The sequence below is a fragment of the Nocardioides sp. zg-1228 genome (assembly GCF_017086465.1).
Taxonomy (GTDB): Bacteria; Actinomycetota; Actinomycetes; order Propionibacteriales; family Nocardioidaceae; genus Nocardioides.
Window position 1 is genome coordinate 1,337,714 of sequence record NZ_CP070961.1, and the last position, 23,792, is coordinate 1,361,505.

Annotated in this window: 25 protein-coding genes; 24 read left to right on the forward strand and 1 reads right to left on the reverse strand. The window is 71.9% G+C overall.

Translation table 11 applies throughout. From position 1 onward, the window contains the following. Window positions 1-2 precede the first annotated feature (2 nt). The 22 genes from lysA to JX575_RS06575 all read left to right on the forward strand — a co-directional run bounded on the left by lysA (window position 3) and on the right by JX575_RS06575 (window position 20,584). Complete coding sequence (gene lysA / locus JX575_RS06470; RefSeq protein WP_186341628.1) at window positions 3-1,406, forward strand: diaminopimelate decarboxylase; 1,404 nt, start codon at window positions 3-5, stop codon at window positions 1,404-1,406. Continuing rightward, the gene (locus tag JX575_RS06475; RefSeq protein WP_186341629.1) at window positions 1,406-2,722 is read left to right on the forward strand and encodes a homoserine dehydrogenase; all 1,317 of its coding nucleotides are present in this window, start codon (window positions 1,406-1,408) and stop codon (window positions 2,720-2,722) included. Before lysA ends, JX575_RS06475 begins: the two co-directional genes overlap by 1 nt. Then, the gene (gene thrC / locus JX575_RS06480) at window positions 2,719-3,804 is read left to right on the forward strand and encodes a threonine synthase (protein WP_186341630.1); all 1,086 of its coding nucleotides are present in this window, start codon (window positions 2,719-2,721) and stop codon (window positions 3,802-3,804) included. Before JX575_RS06475 ends, thrC begins: the two co-directional genes overlap by 4 nt. Beyond that, the gene (gene thrB / locus JX575_RS06485) at window positions 3,804-4,703 is read left to right on the forward strand and encodes a homoserine kinase (protein WP_186341631.1); all 900 of its coding nucleotides are present in this window, start codon (window positions 3,804-3,806) and stop codon (window positions 4,701-4,703) included. Before thrC ends, thrB begins: the two co-directional genes overlap by 1 nt. Window positions 4,704-4,836: 133 nt before the next feature. Beyond that, complete coding sequence (rho, locus tag JX575_RS06490; protein WP_206054539.1) at window positions 4,837-6,810, forward strand: transcription termination factor Rho; 1,974 nt, start codon at window positions 4,837-4,839, stop codon at window positions 6,808-6,810. 143 nt (window positions 6,811-6,953) lie between these two features. Continuing rightward, the gene (gene rpmE / locus JX575_RS06495; RefSeq protein ID WP_186341633.1) at window positions 6,954-7,178 is read left to right on the forward strand and encodes a 50S ribosomal protein L31; all 225 of its coding nucleotides are present in this window, start codon (window positions 6,954-6,956) and stop codon (window positions 7,176-7,178) included. Window positions 7,179-7,303: 125 nt separating this feature from the next. Next, entirely contained in the window at window positions 7,304-8,377 is a 1,074-nt protein-coding gene (gene prfA, locus JX575_RS06500) for a peptide chain release factor 1 (RefSeq protein ID WP_186341634.1), read from the forward strand. After that, window positions 8,374-9,204, forward strand: a complete 831-nt coding sequence (prmC, locus tag JX575_RS06505) for a peptide chain release factor N(5)-glutamine methyltransferase (RefSeq protein ID WP_186341635.1) — start codon at window positions 8,374-8,376, stop codon at window positions 9,202-9,204. Before prfA ends, prmC begins: the two co-directional genes overlap by 4 nt. Then, the gene (locus tag JX575_RS06510) at window positions 9,201-9,866 is read left to right on the forward strand and encodes an L-threonylcarbamoyladenylate synthase (RefSeq protein WP_186341636.1); all 666 of its coding nucleotides are present in this window, start codon (window positions 9,201-9,203) and stop codon (window positions 9,864-9,866) included. Before prmC ends, JX575_RS06510 begins: the two co-directional genes overlap by 4 nt. A 4-nt stretch (window positions 9,867-9,870) precedes the next feature. After that, the gene (locus JX575_RS06515; RefSeq protein WP_186341637.1) at window positions 9,871-11,055 is read left to right on the forward strand and encodes an MraY family glycosyltransferase; all 1,185 of its coding nucleotides are present in this window, start codon (window positions 9,871-9,873) and stop codon (window positions 11,053-11,055) included. 79 nt (window positions 11,056-11,134) lie between these two features. Then, entirely contained in the window at window positions 11,135-11,599 is a 465-nt protein-coding gene (locus JX575_RS06520; RefSeq protein WP_186341638.1) for a hypothetical protein, read from the forward strand. A 29-nt stretch (window positions 11,600-11,628) separates the two neighbouring features. After that, the gene (locus JX575_RS06525) at window positions 11,629-11,910 is read left to right on the forward strand and encodes an AtpZ/AtpI family protein (RefSeq protein ID WP_186341639.1); all 282 of its coding nucleotides are present in this window, start codon (window positions 11,629-11,631) and stop codon (window positions 11,908-11,910) included. Beyond that, window positions 11,907-12,695, forward strand: coding sequence for a F0F1 ATP synthase subunit A (atpB, locus tag JX575_RS06530; RefSeq protein WP_241005363.1), 789 nt, complete (start codon window positions 11,907-11,909; stop codon window positions 12,693-12,695). Before JX575_RS06525 ends, atpB begins: the two co-directional genes overlap by 4 nt. 67 nt (window positions 12,696-12,762) lie before the next feature. Beyond that, entirely contained in the window at window positions 12,763-12,972 is a 210-nt protein-coding gene (atpE, locus tag JX575_RS06535) for an ATP synthase F0 subunit C (protein WP_030482691.1), read from the forward strand. A 41-nt stretch (window positions 12,973-13,013) separates the two neighbouring features. Beyond that, on the forward strand, window positions 13,014-13,574 hold the full coding sequence (locus JX575_RS06540) for a F0F1 ATP synthase subunit B (RefSeq protein ID WP_186341640.1): 561 nt from the start codon (window positions 13,014-13,016) through the stop codon (window positions 13,572-13,574). Then, window positions 13,574-14,368 carry a F0F1 ATP synthase subunit delta gene (locus JX575_RS06545; protein ID WP_186341641.1) on the forward strand — a complete coding sequence of 265 codons (795 nt, stop codon included), beginning with the start codon at window positions 13,574-13,576 and terminating at the stop codon, window positions 14,366-14,368. The genes JX575_RS06540 and JX575_RS06545 overlap by 1 nt, the downstream gene beginning before the upstream one ends. A 77-nt stretch (window positions 14,369-14,445) precedes the next feature. Then, the gene (atpA, locus tag JX575_RS06550) at window positions 14,446-16,086 is read left to right on the forward strand and encodes a F0F1 ATP synthase subunit alpha (RefSeq protein ID WP_186341642.1); all 1,641 of its coding nucleotides are present in this window, start codon (window positions 14,446-14,448) and stop codon (window positions 16,084-16,086) included. A 4-nt stretch (window positions 16,087-16,090) separates the two neighbouring features. Then, window positions 16,091-17,014 carry a F0F1 ATP synthase subunit gamma gene (locus JX575_RS06555; RefSeq protein WP_186341643.1) on the forward strand — a complete coding sequence of 308 codons (924 nt, stop codon included), beginning with the start codon at window positions 16,091-16,093 and terminating at the stop codon, window positions 17,012-17,014. A gap of 5 nt (window positions 17,015-17,019) precedes the next feature. Beyond that, window positions 17,020-18,477, forward strand: coding sequence for a F0F1 ATP synthase subunit beta (gene atpD / locus JX575_RS06560; RefSeq protein WP_186341644.1), 1,458 nt, complete (start codon window positions 17,020-17,022; stop codon window positions 18,475-18,477). Beyond that, on the forward strand, window positions 18,477-18,878 hold the full coding sequence (locus JX575_RS06565) for a F0F1 ATP synthase subunit epsilon (RefSeq protein WP_186341645.1): 402 nt from the start codon (window positions 18,477-18,479) through the stop codon (window positions 18,876-18,878). The genes atpD and JX575_RS06565 overlap by 1 nt, the downstream gene beginning before the upstream one ends. A gap of 79 nt (window positions 18,879-18,957) precedes the next feature. Then, the gene (locus JX575_RS06570; RefSeq protein ID WP_186341646.1) at window positions 18,958-19,404 is read left to right on the forward strand and encodes a DUF2550 domain-containing protein; all 447 of its coding nucleotides are present in this window, start codon (window positions 18,958-18,960) and stop codon (window positions 19,402-19,404) included. 1 nt (window position 19,405) lies between these two features. Continuing rightward, window positions 19,406-20,584 carry an MFS transporter gene (locus JX575_RS06575; protein WP_186341647.1) on the forward strand — a complete coding sequence of 393 codons (1,179 nt, stop codon included), beginning with the start codon at window positions 19,406-19,408 and terminating at the stop codon, window positions 20,582-20,584. Window positions 20,585-20,659: 75 nt separating this feature from the next. Here the strand turns inward: JX575_RS06575 and JX575_RS06580 are convergent, their stop codons facing one another. Then, window positions 20,660-21,232 carry a cob(I)yrinic acid a,c-diamide adenosyltransferase gene (locus JX575_RS06580; protein WP_186341648.1) on the reverse strand — a complete coding sequence of 191 codons (573 nt, stop codon included), beginning with the start codon at window positions 21,230-21,232 and terminating at the stop codon, window positions 20,660-20,662. Between the two features lie 130 nt (window positions 21,233-21,362). Here JX575_RS06580 and JX575_RS06585 point away from each other — a divergent pair, with 130 nt between their 5' ends. Both JX575_RS06585 and JX575_RS06590 read left to right on the forward strand, forming a co-directional pair. Further along, a complete protein-coding gene (locus JX575_RS06585; protein ID WP_186341649.1) occupies window positions 21,363-21,671 on the forward strand; it encodes an STAS domain-containing protein in 309 nt (102 codons plus the stop codon). A gap of 72 nt (window positions 21,672-21,743) precedes the next feature. Beyond that, on the forward strand, window positions 21,744-23,780 hold the full coding sequence (locus JX575_RS06590; protein ID WP_186341650.1) for a protein meaA: 2,037 nt from the start codon (window positions 21,744-21,746) through the stop codon (window positions 23,778-23,780). Window positions 23,781-23,792: the final 12 nt, after the last annotated feature.

Genomic DNA, 23,792 nt, shown 5'->3' on the forward strand with positions numbered 1-23,792 from the left:
GCGTGCCCACCGCGCACCCGTCCGGTTGGGCCCACGCTGACGGTGCGCTCCGCGGGCCCCAGTGGCTGCGCGAGCCGAGTGACCCTGACGCCCTCGTGCCGCTGCTCTGGTCGCGCACCGCGGCCAAGGCCGACGGCGTCCTGAGCGTCGGGGGCGTGCCGCTGCCCGAGCTCGTCCGCGAGCACGGCTCCCCGGCCTACGTGCTCGACGAGGCCGACTTCCGCAGCCGCGCCGCTGCGTTCCGCGACGCGTTCTCCGGCTATGACGTCTACTACGCCGGCAAGGCCTTCCTCTGCACCACCGTCGCCGGGTGGCTCGCCGACGAGGGCCTCTCGCTCGACGTCTGCTCGGGTGGGGAGCTGGCCGTCGCCGAGCGGGCCGGCTTCCCGATGGAGCGGGTCGGCTTCCACGGCAACAACAAGACGCTGGGCGAGCTCGGGGTCGCCGTCGAGCTCGGTGTGGGCCGGATCATCGTCGACTCCTTCCACGAGGTCGAGCGGCTCGCGTCCGTCACCGCGGAGCTCGGCCGCACGACGGGGGTCATGGTGCGGGTCACCGCGGGGGTGGAGGCCCACACCCACGAGTACATCGCCACCGCCCACGAGGACCAGAAGTTCGGCTTCTCGATCGCCAGCGGCGACGCCCTCGAGGCCGTACGACGCGTCCACGAGGCCCCGGGGCTGCGACTGCTGGGGCTGCACTCCCACATCGGCAGCCAGATCTTCGACACGTCCGGCTTCGAGGTGGCGGCCCGCCGGGTGCTCGCGCTGCACGCCCGGATCGGCGCCGAGCTGGGCGTCGAGATGCCCGAGATGGACCTCGGCGGCGGCTTCGGCATCGCCTACACGACCCAGGACGACCCGTCCGACCCCGCGCGGCTGGCCGCCGAGATCACCGCGATCGTCGAGCACGAGTGCCGCGCGCACGGGGTGGCCGTCCCGCGCCTGTCGATCGAGCCCGGCCGGGCGATCGTGGGGCCGTCGATGTGCACCGTCTACGAGGTCGGCACGGTCAAGGAGGTCGCCCTCGACGGCGGCGCCCGGCGCACCTACGTCTCGGTCGACGGTGGGATGAGCGACAACATCCGCACCGCCCTCTACGACGCCGACTACTCCGCGACGCTCGCCTCCCGGGCCTCCGCGGCGCGGCCCGCGCTGTCGCGGGTCGTCGGCAAGCACTGCGAGGCCGGCGACATCGTCGTCAAGGACGAGTTCCTGCCCGCCGACGTGCGCCCCGGCGACCTCGTCGCGGTGCCCGGCACGGGCGCCTACTGCAGATCCATGGCGTCCAACTACAACCATGTGCTGCGTCCTCCGGTGATCGGAGTGCGGGACGGGAAGACTTTCACCGTGCTGCGACGAGAGACTGTGGCCGACCTGTTGGCGACCGATGTGGGTGTTCTCTGATGAGTGAGGGTGACAAGCGGCGGCTCGGCGTCGCGGTCCTGGGCTGCGGTGCGGTCGGGTCGCAGGTGGTGCGGCTGCTGGCCGAGCAGCACGACGACCTGGCCGCGCGCGTCGGCGCGCCGGTGGAGCTGGTGGGGGTGGCCGTACGACGCCTCGACGCGCCCCGCGAGGTCGACGTGCCCGAGGGACTGCTGACCACCGACGCCCACGGCCTGGTGGCGCGTGACGACGTCGACCTCGTCGTGGAGGTGATCGGGGGCATCGAGCCCGCCCGGTCGCTGATCCTCGCCGCGCTCGACAACGGCGCCAGCGTGGTGACGGCCAACAAGGCCCTGCTCGCCGAGGACGGGCCGACACTGTTCGAGGCGGCCGCCGAGGCCGGGCGCGACCTCTACTACGAGGCGTCCGTGGCCGGCGCCATCCCGATCCTGCGGCCGCTGCGCGAGTCGCTCGCCGGCGACCGGGTGACCCGCGTGCTGGGCATCGTCAACGGCACGACCAACTTCATCCTCGACAAGATGGACACCTCCGGCGCGGGATTCTCCGAGGCGCTCGAGGAGGCCCAGGAGCTCGGCTACGCCGAGGCCGACCCGACCGCCGACGTGGAGGGCTTCGACGCCGCGGCCAAGGCCGCGATCCTGGCCAGCCTGGCGTTCCACTCGCGGGTGACGGCGGCCGACGTGCACCGCGAGGGCATCTCGGAGGTGACCGCGGCCGACGTCGCGAGCGCCCGCGACATGGGCGCGGTCGTCAAGCTGCTCGCGATCTGCGAGCTGCGACGGGGGCCCGACGGGCAGGAGCAGGTGGCCGCCCGCGTCCACCCGGCGATGATCCCGCGCTCCCACCCGCTGGCCAGCGTGCGCGAGGCGTTCAACGCGGTCTTCGTCGAGTCGGAGGCCGCGGGGCAGCTGATGTTCTACGGGCCGGGCGCCGGCGGCGCGCCGACCGCGAGCGCGGTGCTCGGCGACCTCGTCACGGTGGCCCGCAACAGGCTCGCCGAGACCCGCGGCGCGGGCGAGTCGGCCTACGCCGACCGGACCGTCCAGCCGATGGGGGAGACCCTCACGCGCTACCACGTGGCGATCGACGTCGACGACCGCGCCGGCGTGCTGGCCGCCGTGGCCAACGCGTTCGCCGACCACGACGTCTCGATCCAGACGGTGCGCCAGGAGGGCCGCGGCGCCGACGCGCAGCTCGTCGTCGTCTCGCACACCGCACCCGACGCCGCCCTCCGGGCGACCGTCGACCAGCTCCGCAGCATGGAGATCGTGCGCGAGGTCACCTCGGTGATGCGCGTCGAGGGAGGAGACGAATGAGCACGCAGGCGAGCACGACCACCCACCAGTGGCGCGGGGTGATCGAGGAGTACCGCGACCTGCTCGACCTTCCCCAGGACATGCCTGCGGTGACCCTCCGCGAGGGCGGCACGCCGCTGGTGCACTCCGAGTGGCTCTCGGGGCTGACCGGTGGCCAGGTGTGGCTCAAGGTGGAGGGCGACAACCCGACCGGCTCCTTCAAGGACCGGGGGATGACCGCCGCGATCTCCCACGCCCGCCACCTCGGGGCCGAGGCGGTCGTGTGCGCCTCGACGGGCAACACCTCGGCGTCGATGGCCGCCTACGCAGCCAAGGCGGGCCTCAAGCCGCTGGTGCTGATCCCCGAGGGCAAGATCGCGGCCGGCAAGCTGGCCCAGGCGGTCGTGCACGGCGCGCAGGTGATCATGGTGCGGGGCAACTTCGACGACTGCCTGGCGATGGCGATCGGGCTGTCGAAGGGCTACGCCGTCGAGCTGGTCAACTCCGTCAACCCGGTGCGCCTGCAGGGGCAGAAGACCGCGTCGTTCGAGATCGTCGACTTCCTCGGCGACGCCCCCGACCTGCACCTGCTGCCGGTCGGCAACGCCGGCAACATCTCCGCCTACTGGCTGGGCTACCAGCAGTACGCCGAGCTCGGCCGCGCGACCCGGAGGCCCCGGATGCTCGGCTTCCAGGCCGAGGGCGCCGCCCCGCTGGTGACCGGCGAGCCGTTCCCCGACCCCGAGACCAGGGCGACCGCGATCCGCGTCGGCAACCCCGCCTCGTGGCACCTCGCCGAGCAGGCGGCCAAGGAGTCCGAGGGCGGCTTCGCCGCGCTCTCGGACGCCCAGATCCTCGCCGCGCAGCTCGAGCTGGCCCGCAACGACGGCGTCTTCGTCGAGCCCGCCTCGGCGGCGGGCGTCGCCGGGCTGCTCGCAGCGCTGGAGTCCGGCCAGGTGTTCACCGGCGCCACCGTGGCGATCACGGTCACCGGGCACGGCCTCAAGGACACCGCGACCGCGTTGGAGTCCTGCGGCGACATCGTCGACACGGTGATCGACGCCGACGTGGACGCCGCCGCCGCAGCCGCCGGCCTGGCCTGATGGGACGGTTCGTCGACGGTCCCGTGCGGGTCTCGGTCCCGGCGACGTCGGCCAACCTGGGCCCCGGCTTCGACTCCCTCGGCCTGGCGCTGTCGCTGCGCGACGAGCTCGAGGCCGAGGTGCTGCCCGAAGGCCTGGTCGTCGAGGTCGACGGGGCCGGTGCCGACGGGGTGCCGCGCGACGAGTCGCACCTGGTGGTCCGCTCCATGCGGGCGGCGTTCGAGCTGATGGGCCAGCAGCCGCCCGGCCTGCGGCTGTCGTGTCACAACGTCGTCCCGCACGCCCGCGGCCTGGGCTCCTCCTCGGCGGCGATCGTCGCCGGCGTCGTGCTCGCGCGCGCGCTCGTGCCGGGCGGGCAGCTGCTGGCCTCCGACGACGCGCTCTTCGACCTCGCCGCCGACCTCGAGGGCCACCCCGACAACGTCGCGCCCGCGTTCTACGGCGGCTTCGTCGTCTCGGGGCGCGAGGACGGGCACTGGTACGCCGTGCGGGTGGGCGTCGACCCGCGGGTCACCGCGGTCGTCTTCGTCCCGCCCACCGGGGTCGAGACGTCGGTCGCCCGCGGGCTGCTGCCCGCGACGGTGCCCCACGCGGACGCCGCCGCCAACGCCGGTCGGGCCGCGCTGCTCGTGGCCGCCCTGGCCGGGCAGCCCGAGCACCTGCTCGCCGCGACCCGCGACTGGCTGCACCAGGACCAGCGCGAGCCGGCGATGCCCGACACGCTGGCGCTGGTGCGCCGCCTGCGCGCCGCCGGCGTGCCGGCCGTGGTGTCGGGAGCGGGGCCGACGGTGCTGGCCTTCGGCACCGCCGACTCCTCGGCGCTCACCGCCGCCTGCCCGGACGGCTGGGCCTGCCACGCCCTGTCGATCGAGCCCCACGGCGCGCTCCTGCTAACCTGACCGCGCGCCGCTCGGCGTACCTGCTCGTCCCGGATCCCGTGCCTCCTCGGGGTCCGCGTGGACGGGCGCCCACCATCCGCCTCGCGCACCGCCTTCGCGGCGTCGCGGGCGACGCAACGTGCGAAGGATCCACGTGACCGAGACCCCCGCCACCCCTGCGGAGAACGCCGCCCCCGAGACGGCCGGCACCACCGGGGCGGCCAAGCCCGCCAAGCGATCGGGCGGCCTCAGCTCGATGCTGCTCGCCGACCTCAAGTCGATGGCCGCCGGCCTCGGCATCCCCGGCGCCGGTGCGATGAAGAAGGCCCAGCTCGTGGAGGCCATCCGGACCCACCAGTCGGGAGGCGCGCCCGCCGAGAGGACCCGCACCGAGACCCGGCCCGAGCGGGATGGCGCCGAGCAGGCACCGCAGGCGCAGTCGCGTCCCGAGGCGCGCACGGTCGAGACCGCCGGCGGCGAGGAGTCGGCCGCCCCGACGGCCGTGCAGACGACCGTGCGCACCCGCACCCGCAAGCAGCGCCAGGCCGAGCAGCAGGCCGACCGTCAGCAGTCCGAGCAGGCACCGGAGCAGCCGGGCCGGTCGTCCGAGCAGTCGTCCGAGCAGTCGTCCGAGCAGGGGGCCGACCAGGCGTCCGAGCAGGGGTCCGAGCAGGGGTCCGAGCAGCGCGCGGGCGCCCGGCAGGGCAAGCAGCAGGACCAGAAGCAGGACCAGAAGCAGGGCAAGCAGAAGCAGCAGCAGGGCCAGCAGGGCCAGCAGGGCCAGGGCAAGCACAAGCAGCAGGACCAGCAGGGCCAGGGCAAGCAGGACCGCCAGGACCGCCAGGACCGGCAGGACCGGCAGGACCGGCAGGACCGGCAGGACCGGCAGGACCGGCAGGACCGGCAGGACCGCCAGGACCAGCAGGACCAGGGCCAGCACCCCGACGACGACGACGACGGCGAGGGCGGCAGCCGGCGCAACCGGCGTCGTCGCGGGCGTGACCGGACGGTCGCGCGCCAGGGCAGCCGCAACGAGCCCGACACCACGATCCTCGAGGACGACGTGCTCGTGCCGGCCGCGGGCATCCTCGACGTCCTCGACAACTGTGCGTTCGTGCGCACCTCGGGCTACCTCCCCGGACCCGAGGACGTCTACCTGTCGCTGTCGATGGTGCGGAAGTACCACCTGCGCCGTGGTGACGCCGTCGTGGGCCAGGTGCGCCAGCCCCGCGAGGGAGAGCGCCGCGAGAAGTTCAACCCGATGGTCCGCATCGACAGCGTCAACGGCACCGAGGCCGACGGCGCCAAGGAGCGGCCGCAGTTCTCCGACGCGGTGCCGGTGCACCCCCACCAGCGGCTGCGCCTGGCCACGGCCGACGACAACCTCACCGGCAAGGTCATCGACATCGCCGCGCCGGTGGGCAAGGGCCAGCGCGGGCTGATCCTGACCCCGCCCCGCACGGGCGCCACGTCGCTGCTGCAGTCGATCGCGCAGTCGGTGACGACCAACAACCCCGAGTGCCACGTGATGGTGGTGCTGGTCGACGCGCGGCCCGAGGAGGTCACCGACTTCCAGCGCGCGGTCAAGGGCGAGGTCGTGGCGTCGACGTTCGACCGGCAGCCCGCCGACCACACCCTGGTGGCCGAGCTGGCGATCGAGCGGGCCAAGCGACTCGTCGAGCTCGGCCACGACGTGGTCGTGCTGCTCGACTCGCTGACCCGCCTCGGCCGCGCCTACAACCTGGCCGCCCCCGCCAACGGCCGGGTGCTGGCCGGCATCGTGGACGCGTCCGCCGTGCACCCCACCAAGGAGTTCTTCGGCGCCGCCCGCACGATCGAGGACGCCGGCTCCCTGACCGTCCTCGCGACGGTGGCGGTGGGCACCGGGTCGGCGACCGACGAGTTCTTCCTCGAGGAGATCGCCGGCACCGAGAACTGGGAGCTCGCGCTCAGCGCCGAGCGGGCCGCCAAGGGCATCGTCCCCGCCGTCGACGTGACCGCCTCGGGCACGCGACACGAGGAGCGGCTGCTCGCCCCGGCCGAGGGCGCGGTGGTCGGCGACATCCGCAAGAAGCTGGCCGCGGCCGACTCGCAGCAGGCCGTGGCCAAGGTCGTCAGCGGCCGCTGACGATCGCAGGCGGCGCCGGCCCCGGGCCGGGAATCTCGGGATTGGCGCTGTTGTTCAGACCGGTGGCACACTTGTGCGCCGGTTCCGGTTCACGTCAGTACGCGATCCACGCGGGCGACCCGGAACACTTCGAGAGGACACCCATGAAGAAGGACACCCACCCCGAGTACGTCGAGACCCAGGTGACCTGCACCTGCGGCGCGTCGTTCACGACCCGCAGCACCGCGACCTCCGGCTCCATCCACGCCGACGTCTGCTCGCAGTGCCACCCGTTCTACACCGGCAAGCAGAAGATCCTCGACACCGGCGGCCGCGTCGCCCGCTTCGAGGCCCGCTACGCCAAGAAGGCCCCGGCCGAGAAGAAGTAGCCCACGTCAGGCGCCGGTCGCCCGCTTCGAGCGGGTGGCCGGCGCCTTGCCGTCTGCCGTCTCGCACCCCGGCCAGACCAGCCACACCGTCCCCGCCACGCGTCCGACCCCGAGGAGCCCACCCGATGTTCGAGGCCGTCGAGGGCATGCGCGAGGAGCACGCCGACCTCGAGCGGCGCCTCTCGCTCCCCGAGACCCATGCCGACCAGCGCCTGGCCAAGCAGCTCAACCAGCGCTACGCCGAGCTGACGGCGGTCGTCTCGACCTGGCAGGAGTGGCTGCGGCTCGGCGACGACATCGAGGCCGCGCGCGAGCTCGCCGCCGACGACCCCGCGTTCGCGGCCGAGGCCGACGACCTCGCGGCTCGCCGTGAGGCAGCGGGCGAGCGCCTCCGGCGGTTGCTGGTGCCCCGCGACGCTGCCGACGGCAAGGACGCGCTGCTCGAGATCAAGTCGGGGGAGGGCGGCGAGGAGTCGGCGCTCTTCGCCGGCGACCTGCTGCGGATGTACTCCCGCTACGCCGAGACCCGCGGCTGGAGCGTCGAGATCCTCGACGCGACCGAGTCCGACCTCGGCGGCTACAAGTCCGTCACCGCCGCGGTCAAGGCCCGCGGCGCCGTCGAGCCCGGCCGCGCGCCCTACGCACTCCTCAAGTTCGAGGGCGGCGTGCACCGCGTCCAGCGCGTGCCGGTCACCGAGTCGCAGGGGCGCGTCCACACCTCGGCCGCCGGCGTGCTCGTGATGCCCGAGGCCGAGCAGGTCGACGTCACGATCGACGACAACGACCTGCGCATCGACGTCTTCCGCTCGAGCGGGCCCGGTGGGCAGAGCGTCAACACCACCGACTCGGCCGTGCGGATCACCCACCTGCCGACCGGGATCGTGGTGAGCTGCCAGAACGAGAAGAGCCAGCTGCAGAACAAGGAGCAGGCCATGCGCATCCTGCGCGCGCGGCTGCTCCAGGCCGCGCAGGACGCCGCCGACGCCGAGGCCAGCCAGGCCCGGCGCTCGCAGGTGCGCACCGTCGATCGCTCCGAGCGGATCCGCACCTACAACTACGCCGAGAACCGGATCAGCGACCACCGCACCGGCTACAAGGCCTACAACCTCGACCAGGTGCTCGACGGCGACCTCCAGCCGGTGCTCGACTCGTGCGTGGAGACCGACATGGCCGCCAGGCTCGCGGCGCTCGAGTCGTGAGGCAGCTGCGCCGCGCCGCGGCCGAGCGCCTGCGCGAGGCGGGGGTGGCCTCGCCCGAGCGCGACGCCGACCTGCTGCTCGCCCACGTCCTGAACGTCCCGCTCGGTCGACTGCCGCTGGTCGACGCCCTGGCTCCCGAGCAGGAGGCGGCGTACGACGCGCTGGTGGCGCGCCGGGCCGCCCGCGAGCCGTTGCAGCACCTGACCGGCACCGCCGCCTTCCGCCACGTCGAGCTGGCCGTCGGCCCCGGGGTCTTCGTGCCGCGACCCGAGACCGAGCTCCTCGCCGGCTGGGCCGTCGAGGAGGCGAGCGCCGTCCCCGGTGTGCCGGTCGTCGTCGACCTGTGCACCGGCTCGGGGGCGATCGCCGCGGCCGTCAAGGACGAGGTGCCGCACGCCGACGTGCACGCCGTCGAGCTGAGCCCGGAGGCCCACGCCTACGCCCGGACCAACCTCGCCGACGTCGACCTGCGCCTCGGCGACGCGTTCGCCGCCTTCGACGACCTGGCCGGCACCGTCGACGTGGTGGTCTGCAACCCGCCCTACATCCCGCTGGAGGCATGGGAGTCGGTGGCCGTCGAGGCCCGCGACCACGACCCGCACCTCGCACTGTTCTCCGGCCAGGACGGCCTCGACGCGATGCGGCTGCTCGAGCGGCGCGCGGCGGTGCTGCTGCGGCCCGGGGGAGTGGTGGGAGCCGAGCACGCCGACGTCCAGGGCGAGTCGGCTCCGGGCGTCTTCGCCGCCACCGGGCGGTGGGTCGAGGTCAGCGACCACACCGACCTCGCGGGTCGGGCGCGCTTCCTCACGGCTCGGCTGGCACGATGAGCGTCGTGGACAGGCGTGCGACCTCGACCGAGGAGGAGCGGGAGGCGGCGGTCAGCGCCGCCGCGGCCGCCGTACGCCGTGGCGAGCTGGTGGTCATCCCCACCGACACCGTCTACGGCATCGCCGCCGACGCGTTCTCCCACGACGCCGTGCGGGCACTGCTCGAGGCCAAGGGGCGCGGCCGTGACATGCCGCCGCCGGTGCTCGTCTCGGCCGCCACCACCCTCGACGCGCTCGCCGAGCGGGTGCCGCCGTGGGCGCGCACGCTGGTCGAGGAGTTCTGGCCCGGCCCGCTGACCCTCGTGTGCCACCAGCAGGGCTCGCTGATGTGGGACCTCGGCGAGACCCGGGGCACCGTCGCGGTGCGGATGCCCGACGACGAGGTGGCGCTCGCCGTCCTCGAGCGCACCGGCCCTCTCGCGGTCAGCTCGGCCAACCTCACCGGCCGTCCCGCGGCCGCCGATGCCGACCAGGCCGAGGAGATGCTCGGCGACGCGGTGGCCGTCATCGTCGACGCCGGCCCCTCGCCGGGCGGCGAGGCGTCCACCATCGTCGACGTCACGGTCCCGGACGGACGGGTGCTGCGCCTCGGCGCGCTCTCGCTGGAGCAGCTCAACGCGGCGATCGAGGAGCACGGCGTGGTGCTCCAGGACCAGGGATAGGCGGATGCGGGAGTACCTCCTCGTCTTCCTGGTCGCCCTCTCGGTGACCTACCTGCTGACCGTCATCGCCCGCGAGATCGCCCTGCGCACCGGTGCGGTGGCCGCGGTCCGCGACCGTGACGTGCACGCCGAGCCGATCCCCTACCTCGGCGGCCTGGCCATGCTCGGAGGCCTCTCCGCCGCCTACCTCGTGGCGCGCGAGCTGCCCTTCCTGGGCCAGCGCAGCGAGGGCTTCGTCTTCAAGGACGCCGGCGTGGTGCTCCTCGCCGGGGCGCTGGTCTGCGCCGTCGGCGTCATCGACGACATCTTCGACCTCGACGCCCTGACCAAGCTGGGCGGGCAGGTCCTCGCCGCCGGGCTGCTGGTCGCGATGGGGGTGCGCTTCTACTACTTCCCGGGTGCCGACGGCACGCAGTTCTCACTCGACGACGTGCAGGGCGCGGTGCTGACCCTGGTCGTGGTGATCGGCACGATGAACGCCGTCAACTTCGTCGACGGCCTCGACGGGCTGGCGGCCGGCGTGGTGGGCATCGGCGCGGCCGCGTTCTTCTTCTACTGCTACTTCGCCTCGGCGCAGGCCAACCTCACGCTCGCGACCACGGGGGCGCTGCTGAGCGCCGCGCTGGCGGGGGCGTGCGCCGGGTTCCTGCCCCACAACTTCCACCCCGCGCGCCTGTTCATGGGCGATTCCGGGTCGATGCTGATCGGGCTCGTCCTCTCGGCGAGCGCGCTGACGCTCACCGGCCAGTTCGTCGGCATGCCCGTCACGACCGGCAACAGCCTGTTCGTGACCGTGCTGCCGGTGCTGCTGCCGATCTCCCTGCTGATGGTGCCGATCGTCGACCTGGTGCTGGCGGTCGTACGACGCACGCGGGCGGGCCGCTCGCCGATGAGCGCCGACAAGCAGCACCTGCACCACCGGCTCCTCGAGATCGGCCACTCGCAGCGCCGCGCGGTGCTGATCATGTGGACGTGGGCGTTCACGATCGCCACCGGCGCGGTCGTGGTGAGCCTGTTCGACGCCGCGTGGGTGTGGTGGAGCGTGGGCACGATGCTGGCGCTGGCGGTCGCCCTGACGTTCGTGCTGCCCAAGATGCACCGCCCGCGCAAGACCGGCCTCGGCGACACCGGACTGCCCCACAACGCGACCGTGGAGGGGCGGGCCGACGAGCCCGCGGCGGGTCCCTGAATTCAGCCGTTCGACGACTTTGTGATAGTTTTCACGAGCGTACCCGCACCGCCCGCACCAGACCAGACAGGCCGCCGACATGACGACCGAGACCAGCGAGAGCAGCGCGGCCACCCGCCGCCGCAGCCTCGCGGCGGGCGCGCGAGTCGTCGCCGGTGCCGCGGTCGCGACGGTGCTCGCCGGCGCCGTGCTGGTGGCCCTCGCCGCCGTGGTGCACGGGTCGGAGGCCGCTGCCGCTGCCGCCGTGGGGGCGGGCCTGGTGGTGCTGGTCGTGTCCTTCGGCACGCTGTCGCTGCACGTCGTCGCCAGCGCGATGCCGACGGCGTCCCTGCTGGTCGCCCTGGCGACCTACGCGACGCAGCTCGCGATCGTGCTGCTGGTGTTCGTGGCCATCACCCGGGGCGGGCTGTTCCCCGGCGACCAGGCCCGTGGCTGGCTGGCCGCCTCGATGGTGCTCGCCACCGTCGTGTGGACCGCCGCTCACCTCGTGCTGACCGCGCGGCAGCGCACGCCCTACTTCGACCTCCCCGGGGGTGAGTCGTGAGTGCCACGACTGCTAAAGTCCGCAGCGCCATGGCCGAGTCCGGTGCCTCTTCCTCCCAGCCGTCGCGCATCAGTGCCCCCAGCTACCTGGTGGCGGGGGTGCTCTTCTACGGGGCGGTCGGTTGGCTGCTGGACCAGTGGCTGGACACCCGCTTCCTCGTGGCGGCGGGGGTCCTGCTCGGAGGCGCGCTGGGCACCTACATGATGGTCGTGCAGCTCAACCGCCAGACAGCGGCCGAGCACGAGCACGACGGCGGCACGAGCAACACGCGTCACACCACGAGCAACACGAACAACGAGGAGTCGGAGTGATCATCAGCCAGCCTGTCGCGGCAGAGGGCGGTTCGGGATTCCACGCCCCCGGCCCCGGGAGCTTCGAGCTGCCGCCGATCTTCGGTGACGTCACCAAGCCGATGGTGCTGCTGGTCCTGTCGGCGGTGCTGGTCTTCGGGTTCTTCTACGCCGCCTCGCGCAAGGCCTCGCTCGTGCCGGGCCGCCTGCAGTTCGCCGGCGAGATGATCTACGGCTTCGTGCGCAACAACATGGCTCGCGACAACATCGGCAGCGAGCACTACATGAAGTTCGTGCCCTACCTCTTCACGCTGTTCACCTTCATCCTGGTGAACAACTACTACGGCGTGATCCCCTTCCTGCAGTTCCCCAGCTTCTCCCGCATCGGCTTCATCGTGCCGCTCGCCATGCTGAGCTGGCTGATCTACGTCGGTGCCGGCATCTGGAAGCACGGCCCGCTCGGCTACCTCAAGCACGCCACCATGCCCGGCGGCGTCAAGGGTCCGATCCTGCTGCTGCTCGTGCCCCTGGAGTTCTTCTCCAACATCATCATCCGCCCGGTCACGCTCACGCTGCGTCTGTTCGGCAACATGTTCGCCGGCCACCTGCTGCTGATCCTGTTCGCGACCGGCGGTGCGGCCCTGCTGGCCAGCGGCAACATCCTCTACGGCGCCGTCGGCGTGCTGTCCTTCGGGCTCGGCATCGGCGTCAGCTTCCTGGAGATGCTGGTCATGTTCCTCCAGGCCTACGTCTTCACCCTCCTGAGCTCGATGTACATCGGCGAGGCCCTCGCCGACGAGCACTGATCCGCACCACCCACAAGTTTCGCCAAACAGCGGCGCGAGAGACGCGTCGCCGACGAAAGGAAAAGCCGTGGAAGGCTCCATCAACCTGGTCGGTCTCGGCCTGTCCGCCATCGGTCCCGGCGTAGGCATCGGCCTCATCTTCGCCGCGTTCATCTCCGGTGTCGCCCGCCAGCCCGAGGCCCAGAGCCGTCTGCAGTCGATCGCGATTCTCGGCTTCGTTCTCGCCGAGGCGCTCTTCATCATCACCGTCGCGCTCGCGTTCGTCCTGCCTCTCTGACGACCGTCGCACCCCAGCTCTAGACCGTAGGAGTTCGACTCATGGACCACATCGTCCTGGCGGCGGCGGAGGGCGAGACCCACAGTCCGGTGCTGCCGGTCTGGTCAGAGGTCATCCTCGCCCTCATCGTCTTCGCGATCCTCTATGTCCTCGTGACGAAGTTCGTCGTCCCGATGTTCGAGAAGACGTTCGCGGAGCGCACGGCGGCCATCGAGGGTGGGCTCAGCGCGGCCGAGTCCAAGCAGGCCGAGGCCGACGCCAAGCTCGCCGAGCTCGAGAAGCAGCTCGCCGACGCCCGGCACGAGGCAGCGCGCATCCGTGAGGAGGCGCGCGAGCAGGGCGCCGCGATCATCGCCGAGATGCGGGAGCAGGCCCAGGCCGAGTCCACCCGGATCGTGGAGCACGGCAAGACGCAGATCGAGGCCGAGCGCCAGCAGGCGGTCACCTCGCTGCGGGCCGAGGTCGGCGCCCTGGCGACCGGTCTCGCCGGTCGCATCGTCGGCGAGAGCCTGGACGACGAGGCTCGCCAGAGCCGCGTGGTCGACCGGTTCCTCTCCGAGCTCGAGGCGCGCGGCGGCACCACCGCAGGGAGTGTCAACTGATGTTCCGAGGTGCGTCTGCCGACGCGTACGCCGCCACCGCCGGTGCCCTCACGGGCGCCGGTGACGCGGGGACCGTCGGTCGGGAGCTGTTCGGCGTGGCGGACCTGCTCCGCGCCGAGCCCGCGCTGCGGCGGGTCATGACCGATGCGTCGATCGACGGCGACGCGAAGGCCGGCCTGCTCCGCGAGGTGCTGGCCGGCAAGGTCTCCGAGCTGGCGCTTGCCGTGGTGACCATCGCGGTCGGGCAGCGCTGGACCAACGGCCGCGACCTCGCCGACGCCCTCGAGCGTCTCGGCGTGGTCTCGGTGGTGACGTCGGCCGGCGGCGACGCCGGTCGGCTCGAGGACGAGCTGTTCGCCTTCGGACAGGTCGTGAAGGACAACCCCGGGCTGCGCGACGCGCTGTCCGACCCGGCCCGCAGCCGCGACGACAAGTCGCGCCTGCTGGCCGACCTGCTGGGGGACAAGGTGCTCCCGGCGACGGTGGCGCTGGTGCAGCAGTCGCTGTCCGGCAGCTACCGCACGGTCGGGGTGGCCCTGGCCGACTACCAGAAGGTGGCCGCAGAGGTCCGCGGCCAGGGAGTCGCGACCGTCCGCGTCGCGCGTCCCCTGTCCGACGCCGACCGCCAGCGGCTGGCCGACGCCCTCTCCCGCAACTACGGTCGGGAGATCCACCTCAACGTCGTCGTCGACCCCGAGGTCATCGGCGGCATCCGCGTCGAGACCGGTGACGACGTGATCGACGGGACGGTCTCCAGCCGTCTCGACGAAGCCCGCCGCCGCCTCGCCGGCTGAGCACCCCGGCGCCAGGCACGCCACCCAGCACCACCCAGAACCTTCGAGCAGACCAGACCAGGAACAGGTGAGATGAGATGACGGAGCTTTCCATCCGTCCGGACGAGATCCGGGACGCGCTCCAGCGCTTCGTGTCCGACTACAAGCCCGACACGGCGACCACGGAGGAGGTCGGCACCGTCGCGGAGGCCGGCGACGGCATCGCCCGCGTCAGCGGCCTGCCCTCGGTCATGGCCAACGAGCTGCTCGAGTTCGAGGACGGCACGCTGGGCATCGCCCTCAACCTCGACACCCGCGAGATCGGCGTCGTGGTCCTCGGTGACTTCGACAAGATCGAGGAGGGCCAGCCGGTCCGCCGCACCGGCGAGATCCTCTCCGTCCCGGTCGGCGACGGCTACCTCGGCCGCGTGGTCGACCCGCTCGGCACCCCGATCGACGGTCTCGGCGACGTCGAGACCTCCGGTCGTCGCCCCCTGGAGCTCCAGGCCGCGTCCGTGATGGAGCGCAAGTCGGTGCACGAGCCGCTCGCGACCGGCATCAAGGCCATCGACGCGCTGACCCCGATCGGCCGTGGCCAGCGCCAGCTGATCATCGGTGACCGCGCGACCGGCAAGACCACGATCGCGATCGACACGATCATCAACCAGAAGGCCAACTGGGAGTCGGGCGACCCGGAGAAGCAGGTCCGCTGCATCTACGTCGCCATCGGCCAGAAGGGCTCGACCATCGCCTCCGTGCGTGGCGCGCTCGAGGAGGCCGGCGCCCTCGAGTACACCACCATCGTGGCCTCGCCGGCGTCCGACTCGGCGGGCTTCAAGTACCTCGCCCCCTACACCGGCTCGGCCATCGGCCAGCACTGGATGTACGAGGGCAAGCACGTCCTCATCGTCTTCGACGACCTCACCAAGCAGGCCGAGGCCTACCGCGCCGTGTCGCTGCTGCTGCGCCGCCCGCCGGGCCGCGAGGCCTACCCGGGCGACGTGTTCTACCTGCACAGCCGGCTGCTCGAGCGCTGCGCGAAGCTGTCCGACGAGATGGGCAAGGGCTCGATGACCGGCCTGCCGATCATCGAGACCAAGGCCAACGACGTCTCGGCGTTCATCCCGACCAACGTCATCTCGATCACCGACGGCCAGATCTTCTTGCAGTCCGACCTCTTCGCGGCCAACCAGCGCCCTGCCATCGACGTGGGCGTCTCGGTCTCGCGTGTGGGCGGCTCGGCGATGACCAAGGCGATGAAGGCCGTCACCGGCTCGCTCAAGGTCGACCTGGCGCAGTTCCGCGCGATGGAGGCGTTCGCCATGTTCGCCTCCGACCTCGACGCGGCCTCGCGCCAGCAGCTCGATCGCGGGCAGCGGCTGATGGCCCTGCTCAAGCAGCCGCAGTACTCGCCGTACCCGGTCGAGGAGATGACCGCCTCGCTGTGGCTCGGCACCACCGGCCGCCTCGACCGCGTCCCGACCGACGACGTGCTGCGCTTCGAGCACGAGTTCCTCGACTACCTGCGGCGCAGCCACGAGGGCATCCTCGCCGGCATCCGTGAGACCACGAAGTTCGACGACGACGCCGACGCCGAGCTCGCGAGCGCCTACGACTCCTTCCTCGACCAGTTCGAGACTTCCGACGGCCAGAGCATCAAGGCCGGCAAGGAAGAGCACGTCGCCCTCGCGGACGAGGACGTCGAGCAGGAGCAGATCGTCAAGCAGAAGCGGAGCTGACGCAATGGCCCTCTCCGTACGCGAGTACCGCGCGCGGATCAAGTCGACGGAGTCGATGAAGAAGATCACGCGTGCGATGGAGCTCATCGCTGCCTCGCGGATCATCAAGGCCCAGCAGCGCGCGCAGGCGGCTGCGCCCTACGCCCGCGAGCTGACCCGCGCCGTGTCGGCCGTGGCGACGTTCTCCAACGTCGACCACGCGCTGACCACCGAGCCGGCGGACCCCAAGCGGGCCGCCGTCCTGGTGGTCACCTCCGACCGCGGCCTGGCCGGCGCCTACTCCTCGAGCGTGCTCAAGGAGGCCGAGCGCCTCGTCGAGAAGCTCAAGGGCGAGGGCAAGGACGTCGACCTCTACACCAGCGGTCGCAAGGGTGAGGCCTACTTCAAGTTCCGTCAGCGCGACGTCGTGCGGGCCTGGACGGGCTTCTCCGACCAGCCCACCTACGACGTCGCGGCCGAGATCGGCGCCACGCTGATCGCGGCGTTCCTCGCTGACGAGGACGACGACACCGACGCCCGGCCGGTCGACGAGGTCCACGTGGTCTTCACGCGGTTCCGCTCGATGCTCAGCCAGGAGCCCACGGCCGTACGACTCCTCCCGCTGGAGGTCGTCGAGGGCACCGAGCCGCCCGCCGAGGGCGACCTGCTGCCCCTCTACGAGTTCGAGCCGTCTCCGTCCGACGTGCTCGACTCCCTGCTGCCGCGCTACGTCCAGAGCCGGATCTTCTTCGCCCTGCTGCAGGCGGCCGCCTCCGAGCTGGCCGCCCGCCAGAAGGCGATGAAGTCCGCGACGGACAACGCCGACGAGCTCATCAAGAAGTACACCCGAATCGCCAACCAGGCCCGCCAGGCCGGCATTACCCAGGAAATCAGCGAGATCGTCGGTGGCGTCAACGCCCTTGCCGACGCCAACGCCGGGAGTGAGTGAGAGAAATGACTGCCACTGTTGAAGAGACCACCACGAGCGGCAACGCCGGCTCGGTCGGTCGCATCACGCGCGTCATCGGCCCGGTCGTGGACATCGAGTTCCCGACCGACGCCATGCCGGCGATCTACAACGCCCTGAAGGTCGACCTGACCCTGAGCGGCGAGACCACGACGATCACCCTCGAGGTCGCCCAGCACATCGGTGACGGCATGGTCCGTGCCATCTCGATGAAGCCGACCGACGGCCTCGTCCGAGGCGCCCAGGTGACCGACACGGGTGAGTCCATCACCGTGCCCGTCGGGGACGCGACCCTCGGCAAGGTGTTCAACACCACCGGTGACTGCCTCAACCTGGCGGAGGGCGAGACCCTCGACGTCAAGGAGCGGTGGGGCATCCACCGCAAGGCCCCGGCGTTCGACCAGCTCGAGGCGAAGACCCAGATGTTCGAGACCGGCATCAAGGTCATCGACCTGCTCACCCCCTACGTGCAGGGCGGCAAGATCGGCCTGTTCGGTGGTGCCGGCGTCGGCAAGACCGTGCTCATCCAGGAGATGATCGCCCGCGTCGCCAAGGACCACGGTGGCGTGTCGGTGTTCGCCGGAGTCGGCGAGCGCACCCGTGAGGGCAACGACCTCATCGTCGAGATGGAGGAGGCCGGCGTCATCGGCCAGACCGCCCTGGTCTTCGGCCAGATGGACGAGCCGCCGGGCACCCGCCTGCGGGTCGCCCTGTCGGCGCTGACGATGGCGGAGTACTTCCGCGACGTGCAGCAGCAGGACGTGCTGCTCTTCATCGACAACATCTTCCGCTTCACCCAGGCGGGCTCCGAGGTCTCCACGCTCCTGGGCCGCATGCCGTCGGCGGTGGGCTACCAGCCCAACCTCGCCGACGAGATGGGCCAGCTGCAGGAGCGCATCACCTCGACGCGTGGTCACTCGATCACCTCGATGCAGGCGATCTACGTGCCCGCCGACGACTACACCGACCCTGCGCCCGCCACGACGTTCGCGCACCTCGACGCCACGACGGAGCTCTCGCGAGAGATCGCCTCGCTCGGCATCTACCCGGCCGTCGACCCGCTGACGTCGACCTCGCGGATCCTCGACCCGCAGTACATCGGCGAGGAGCACTACCGCTGCGCGGTGCGGATCAAGCAGATCCTGCAGCGCAACAAGGAGCTCCAGGACATCATCGCCATCCTCGGTGTCGACGAGCTCTCCGAGGAGGACAAGATCATCGTGTCCCGGGCGCGTCGCATCCAGCGGTTCCTGTCGCAGAACACCTACGTGGCCAAGCAGTTCACCGGCATCGAGGGCTCGACCGTCCCGGTGGCCGACACCATCGAGGCGTTCAACAAGATCGCCGACGGCGAGTACGACCACGTGGCCGAGCAGGCCTTCTTCATGTGCGGCGGTCTGGACGACGTCGAGAAGAAGTGGGCCGAGATCCAGAAGAGCCTCTGATGGCCTCCACCGACAAGTCCCTCCAGGTCGAGCTGGTCGCCGCCGACCGGCTCGTCTGGTCGGGCCAGGCCACGATGGTCATCGCCCGCACCACCGAGGGCGACGTCGGCATCCTGCCCAACCACGCCCCGCTGCTGTCCTCGATCATCGAGGGTGTGGTGGACGTGCAGACGGTGGACGGAGAGACCTGGATCGCCGCGGTCGACGCCGGCTTCTTGTCGGTGGCCGACAACCGGGTCTCGATCCTGTCGGAGCGGGCCGAGATGTCGCACGAGATCGACCTGGAGAAGGCACGCCAGGAGCTCGAGCGGGCCCAGGCCTCCGGCGAGAACGACGACGCCGCCAACGAGGCCGTGAGGCGTGCCGAGGCGCGGATCCGCGCCGTGGAGCGGGCCTCCTGACGAGGCCTCCGAGCTGACTCGCTAGGGTGGGCGCACGAACCGACCGGTTCGTGCGCTCACTGCGTTTCGGAGGGTGTGGATGGCGGTCTGGGAATGGGCGCTCGACATCGTCGGGCTCTGCCTTCTCCTCGTCCTGCTCTACGGCATCACCCTCATCGTCCGCCGCCGCCTCCTCGCGCGCCACGGCGGCACCTTCGAGCTCAGCTACCGCGCGCGCACCGATCACCCTGGTCGCGGCTGGCTGCTGGGCATCGGTCGCTACTCGGGCCAGACGCTGGAGTGGTTCCGCATCTTCTCGCTGTCGCCGCGCCCCAAGCGCGTGTGGGCGCGCGACCACCTCGAGTACACCGGCCGCCGCTCGCCGGAGGGGGCCGAGGAGATGTCGCTCTACGCCGGGCACCTGGTGGCGAGCTGCCGCTACGACGGCGAGCCGCTGGAGATCGCGATGAGCGAGGCGTCGCTCACCGGCTTCCAGTCGTGGCTGGAGTCGGGCCCGCCCGGCACGGACTGGAACCGGCGCCAGTAGCGTGCCCGCGCTGAGGGTCGCCCGCAACGCGGTCGGGCTGACGTTCTTCCTCAACGGGCTCGTCTTCGCCAGCTGGGTCTCGCGCATCCCGGAGGTCCGCTCCGGCTTCGACCTCACCAACGGCCAGCTCGGGCTCGTGCTCCTCGCGATCGCGCTCGGCTCCGTGCTCGCCCTGCCCACGACGGGCGCCGCGATCAACGCGCTGGGCACCGTGCGCGTCGTGCGGCTCGGGGCCACGGCGGCGGCGCTCGGCATGGCGGCCGCCGCCCTCGGCCTGGGCCACCTGCTCGCGGTGACCGTCGCAGGGCTGTTCGTCTACGGCCTCGGCATCGGGGTGTGGGACGTGGCGATGAACGTGGAGGGCGCCGAGGTCGAGCGGGGCTTGCGCCGCACGATCATGCCCCGCTTCCACGCCGGGTTCAGCGCGGGCACCGTGGTCGGCGCGCTCGCGGGCGCGCTGCTGATCGAGCTCGGCGTGCCCGCCGCCGTCCACCTCGTCGCGGTGGTCGCGGTGTCCGTCGTGCTGGTGTGGCGCTCCTCGCCGTCGTTCCTGCCCGTGGCCGATCGGCACCAGGAGAGCGCCGCGTCGGCGGCGCGTGCGTGGCTCGAGCCGCGCACGCTCCTCATCGGCGTGATGGTGCTGGCGCTGGCGATGACGGAGGGCACCGCCAACGACTGGCTCGCCGTCGCGCTCGTCGACGGCCACGACGTCTCGCACGCGGTCGGCGTCGCGGGCTTCGCGGTCTTCGTGCTGGCGATGACCGCCGGCCGGTTCGCCGGCACCGGGCTCATCGACCGGTTCGGCCGGGTGGCGGTGCTCTGGGCCACCATGGTCGTCGCCGCCGTGGGGGTGCTGCTGATGGTGCTGGCCGACCACCCGGCACTCGTGGTCACCGGCATCGTGCTGTGGGGGATCGGTGCCTCGCTCGGCTTCCCCGTCGGGATGAGCGCGGCCGCCGACGACCCGGCCCGGGCCGCGGCGCGGGTGAGCGTGGTGTCGACGATCGGCTACGCGGCGTTCCTCGCCGGACCGCCGCTCCTCGGGTTCGTCGGCGACCGGGTCGGCACGCTCGACGCGCTGCTGGTGGTCGCGCTGCTGCTGGTGCCCGCCGCCCTCGTCGTGCCCGCCGCCCGCGAGCAGCGGACGGGGGAGCGGCCGGCCGCCGGCGAGGGGCCCTAGACCCAGCGCGCGGAGTCGGGGGTCGGCTCCGGGGCGTCCTCCTCGGAGTGCGTCAGCCTGTGGGCGCCCGTCGGGTCAGCGGTCGCCGCCGGGCACCCAGAGCACGTCGCCGTTGGCGCGGTTGGCGTGGCGGGCGAGGATGAACAGCAGGTCTGAGAGCCGGTTGAGGTAGGTGATGGCGAGGATGTTCATGGTCTCCTCGTGCTCGGCCCAGGCCGCCCACGCGGCCCGCTCCGCGCGTCGCGCCACCGTGCGCGCCACGTGCAGGTTGGCCGCGGCGACGGTGCCGCCGTTGAGGATGAACGACCGCAGGGCGGGCAGGTGCTCGTTGTAGTGGTCGCACCACGCCTCGAGGCGGTCGACGTAGTCCTGCTCCACGCGCAGCGGCGGGTACTCCGGGTCGGGCACCACCGGGGTGCAGAAGTCGGCGCCGACGTCGAAGAGGTCGTTCTGCACCCGGGTGAGCACCTCGACGACGTCGTCCTCCAGTCCGCCGTGGGCGAGGGTGACGCCGATGTGGGCGTTGGCCTCGTCGACGCAGGCGTACGCCTCGAGCCGCGGGTCGGTCTTCGAGGTCTCGCTCATGTCGCCGAGCCGGGTGCGGCCGGCGTCACCGGTGCGGGTGTAGATGCGCGTCAGGTTGACCATGGGCGGAGCCTAACGGGCCGGACTCGCCGGAAAAGATGAGGCACGGGGGCAACCCCGCGAGGTACAACTACGTCAGGAGAGGTGACAGCAGTCACAGCAGGCGTCGGGGGACGCCGGTGAGGAGCACCGGATGGACATCGTCTCGGACGGTCACACGCTCGTCCTGCACGGAGCGTTCGACGTGCGCAGCACCGGCGAGGTGCGCCACGCGATCTACGAGCACCTCGACGGGCTCGACGACGACGTGGTCATCGACATGACCGACGTGTCGACCATCGACGCCACGGCCCTCCGCGTGCTGGTGGTCGCCACCCGTCATGCGTGGCTGTCGGGACACAGCCTCACCGTCCGCAACCCCGGGCCCGCCGTGCGCCGGATGGCCCACCTCACCCGCCTCGCCCACGCCATCGAGGTCGAGCGGGTGGCCGCGACCGCCTGACGGTCCGAGGTGAGGCATCAGTCACAGCCCGCGGCGGTGACTGACGGGTAACCGCCGCCCTACTGTGTCGCCATGACGGAATCTGCGGCTCCGGTCCACCAGAAGGACCGCCCCTGGGTGATGCGCACCTACGCCGGCCACTCCACGGCCGAGGCCTCCAACGCGCTCTACCGCACCAACCTGGCCAAGGGCCAGACCGGCCTCAGCGTCGCCTTCGACCTGCCGACGCAGACCGGCTACGACCCCGACAGCCCGCTCAGCCGCGGCGAGGTCGGCAAGGTCGGCGTGCCCGTCCCGCACCTCGGCGAGATGCGCAAGCTCTTCCGCGACATCCCGCTGACGGAGATGAACACCTCGATGACGATCAACGCGACGGCCATGTGGCTGCTCGCGATGTACCAGGTCGTCGCCGAGGAGCAGAACCCCGACCTCTCGCCAGACGAGGTCGCCCACCTGCTCGCCGGCACGACCCAGAACGACATCATCAAGGAGTACCTCTCCCGGGGCACCTACGTCTTCGGGCCCGAGCCGTCGCTGCGGCTGATCGGCGACCTGATCGCCTACACCGTCCACGAGATCCCGAAGTGGAACCCGATCAACATCTGCAGCTACCACCTGCAGGAGGCCGGCGCGACGCCCGTGCAGGAGCTGGCCTACGCCATGTGCACCGCGATCGCCGTGCTCGACCAGGTGAGGGGCTCGGGGCAGGTCTCGGAGGACGACTTCGAGAAGGTCGTCGGCCGGATCTCCTTCTTCGTCAACGCCGGTGTCCGCTTCATCGAGGAGACCTGCAAGATGCGCGCGTTCGTGCAGCTGTGGGACGAGATCACCCGCGAGCGCTACGGCGTGCAGGACCCGAAGATGCGCCGCTTCCGCTACGGCGTCCAGGTCAACTCGCTCGGCCTCACCGAGGCGCAGCCCGAGAACAACGTCCAGCGCATCGTGCTCGAGATGCTCGGCGTCACCCTGTCCAAGGACGCCCGCGCCCGCGCCGTGCAGCTCCCCGCGTGGAACGAGGCCCTCGGCCTCCCGCGTCCGTGGGACCAGCAGTGGTCGCTGCGCTTCCAGCAGGTGCTCGCCTACGAGTCCGACCTGCTGGAGTACGACGACATCTTCGCCGGCAGCCACGTGATCGAGGCCAAGGTGGCCGAGCTGGTCGAGGGCGCCCGGGCCGAGATCGAACGGGTCCAGGCGATGGGTGGCGCCGTCGCCGCCGTCGAGTCGGGCTACATGAAGCAGAACCTCGTCTCGGCGCACGCCGCGCGCCGCGCCCGGATCGAGTCGGGCGAGGAGGTGGTGGTCGGCGTCAACAGGTTCGAGACGACCGAGCCGTCCCCGCTGACCGCCGACCTCGACGCCGCCATCCAGGCCGCCGACCCGGAGGCGGAGCGCTCGGCGCTGGCCAGCCTGGAGGCGTGGCGGGCCGAGCGCGACGAGATCGCGGTGGCCGAGGCGCTGGCCGCGCTGGCCGAGGCGGCGAAGACCGACGCCAACCTGATGCACCCCACGCTCGTCGCCGCCCGCGCTGGCGCGACGACGGGGGAGTGGGCCGGCACCCTGCGCGAGGTCTTCGGCGAGTTCCGCGCGCCCACCGGCGTCAGCGGCGCGGTGGGCGTGGCCGACGCCGGTGCCGAGCTCGGCGCGGTGCGCGAGCGGGTGCGCCGGACGGGTGAGGAGCTGGGCGGCCGGCTGCGGGTGCTCGTCGGCAAGCCGGGGCTCGACGGGCACTCCAACGGTGCCGAGCAGGTCGCCGTACGCGCCCGCGACGCCGGGTTCGAGGTGATCTACCAGGGCATCCGGCTCACGCCGGAGCAGATCGTCGCCGCCGCGGTGGCCGAGGACGTCCACCTCGTCGGGCTGTCGATCCTGTCCGGCTCGCACATGGAGCTGGTGCCCGACGTGCTCGACGGCCTCGCCGCCGCCGGGCTGGGCGACCTGCCCGTGATCGTCGGCGGCATCATCCCCGCCTCGGACGCCCGGGCGCTCGTCGAGCGCGGGGTCGCCGCGGTCTACACCCCCAAGGACTTCGGGCTCACCGAGATCATGGACGGCTTCGTCGACGTCATCCGTCGCGCCCACGGGCTCGAACCAGAGGTAAGGCAACCCTAACCACATGCTAGG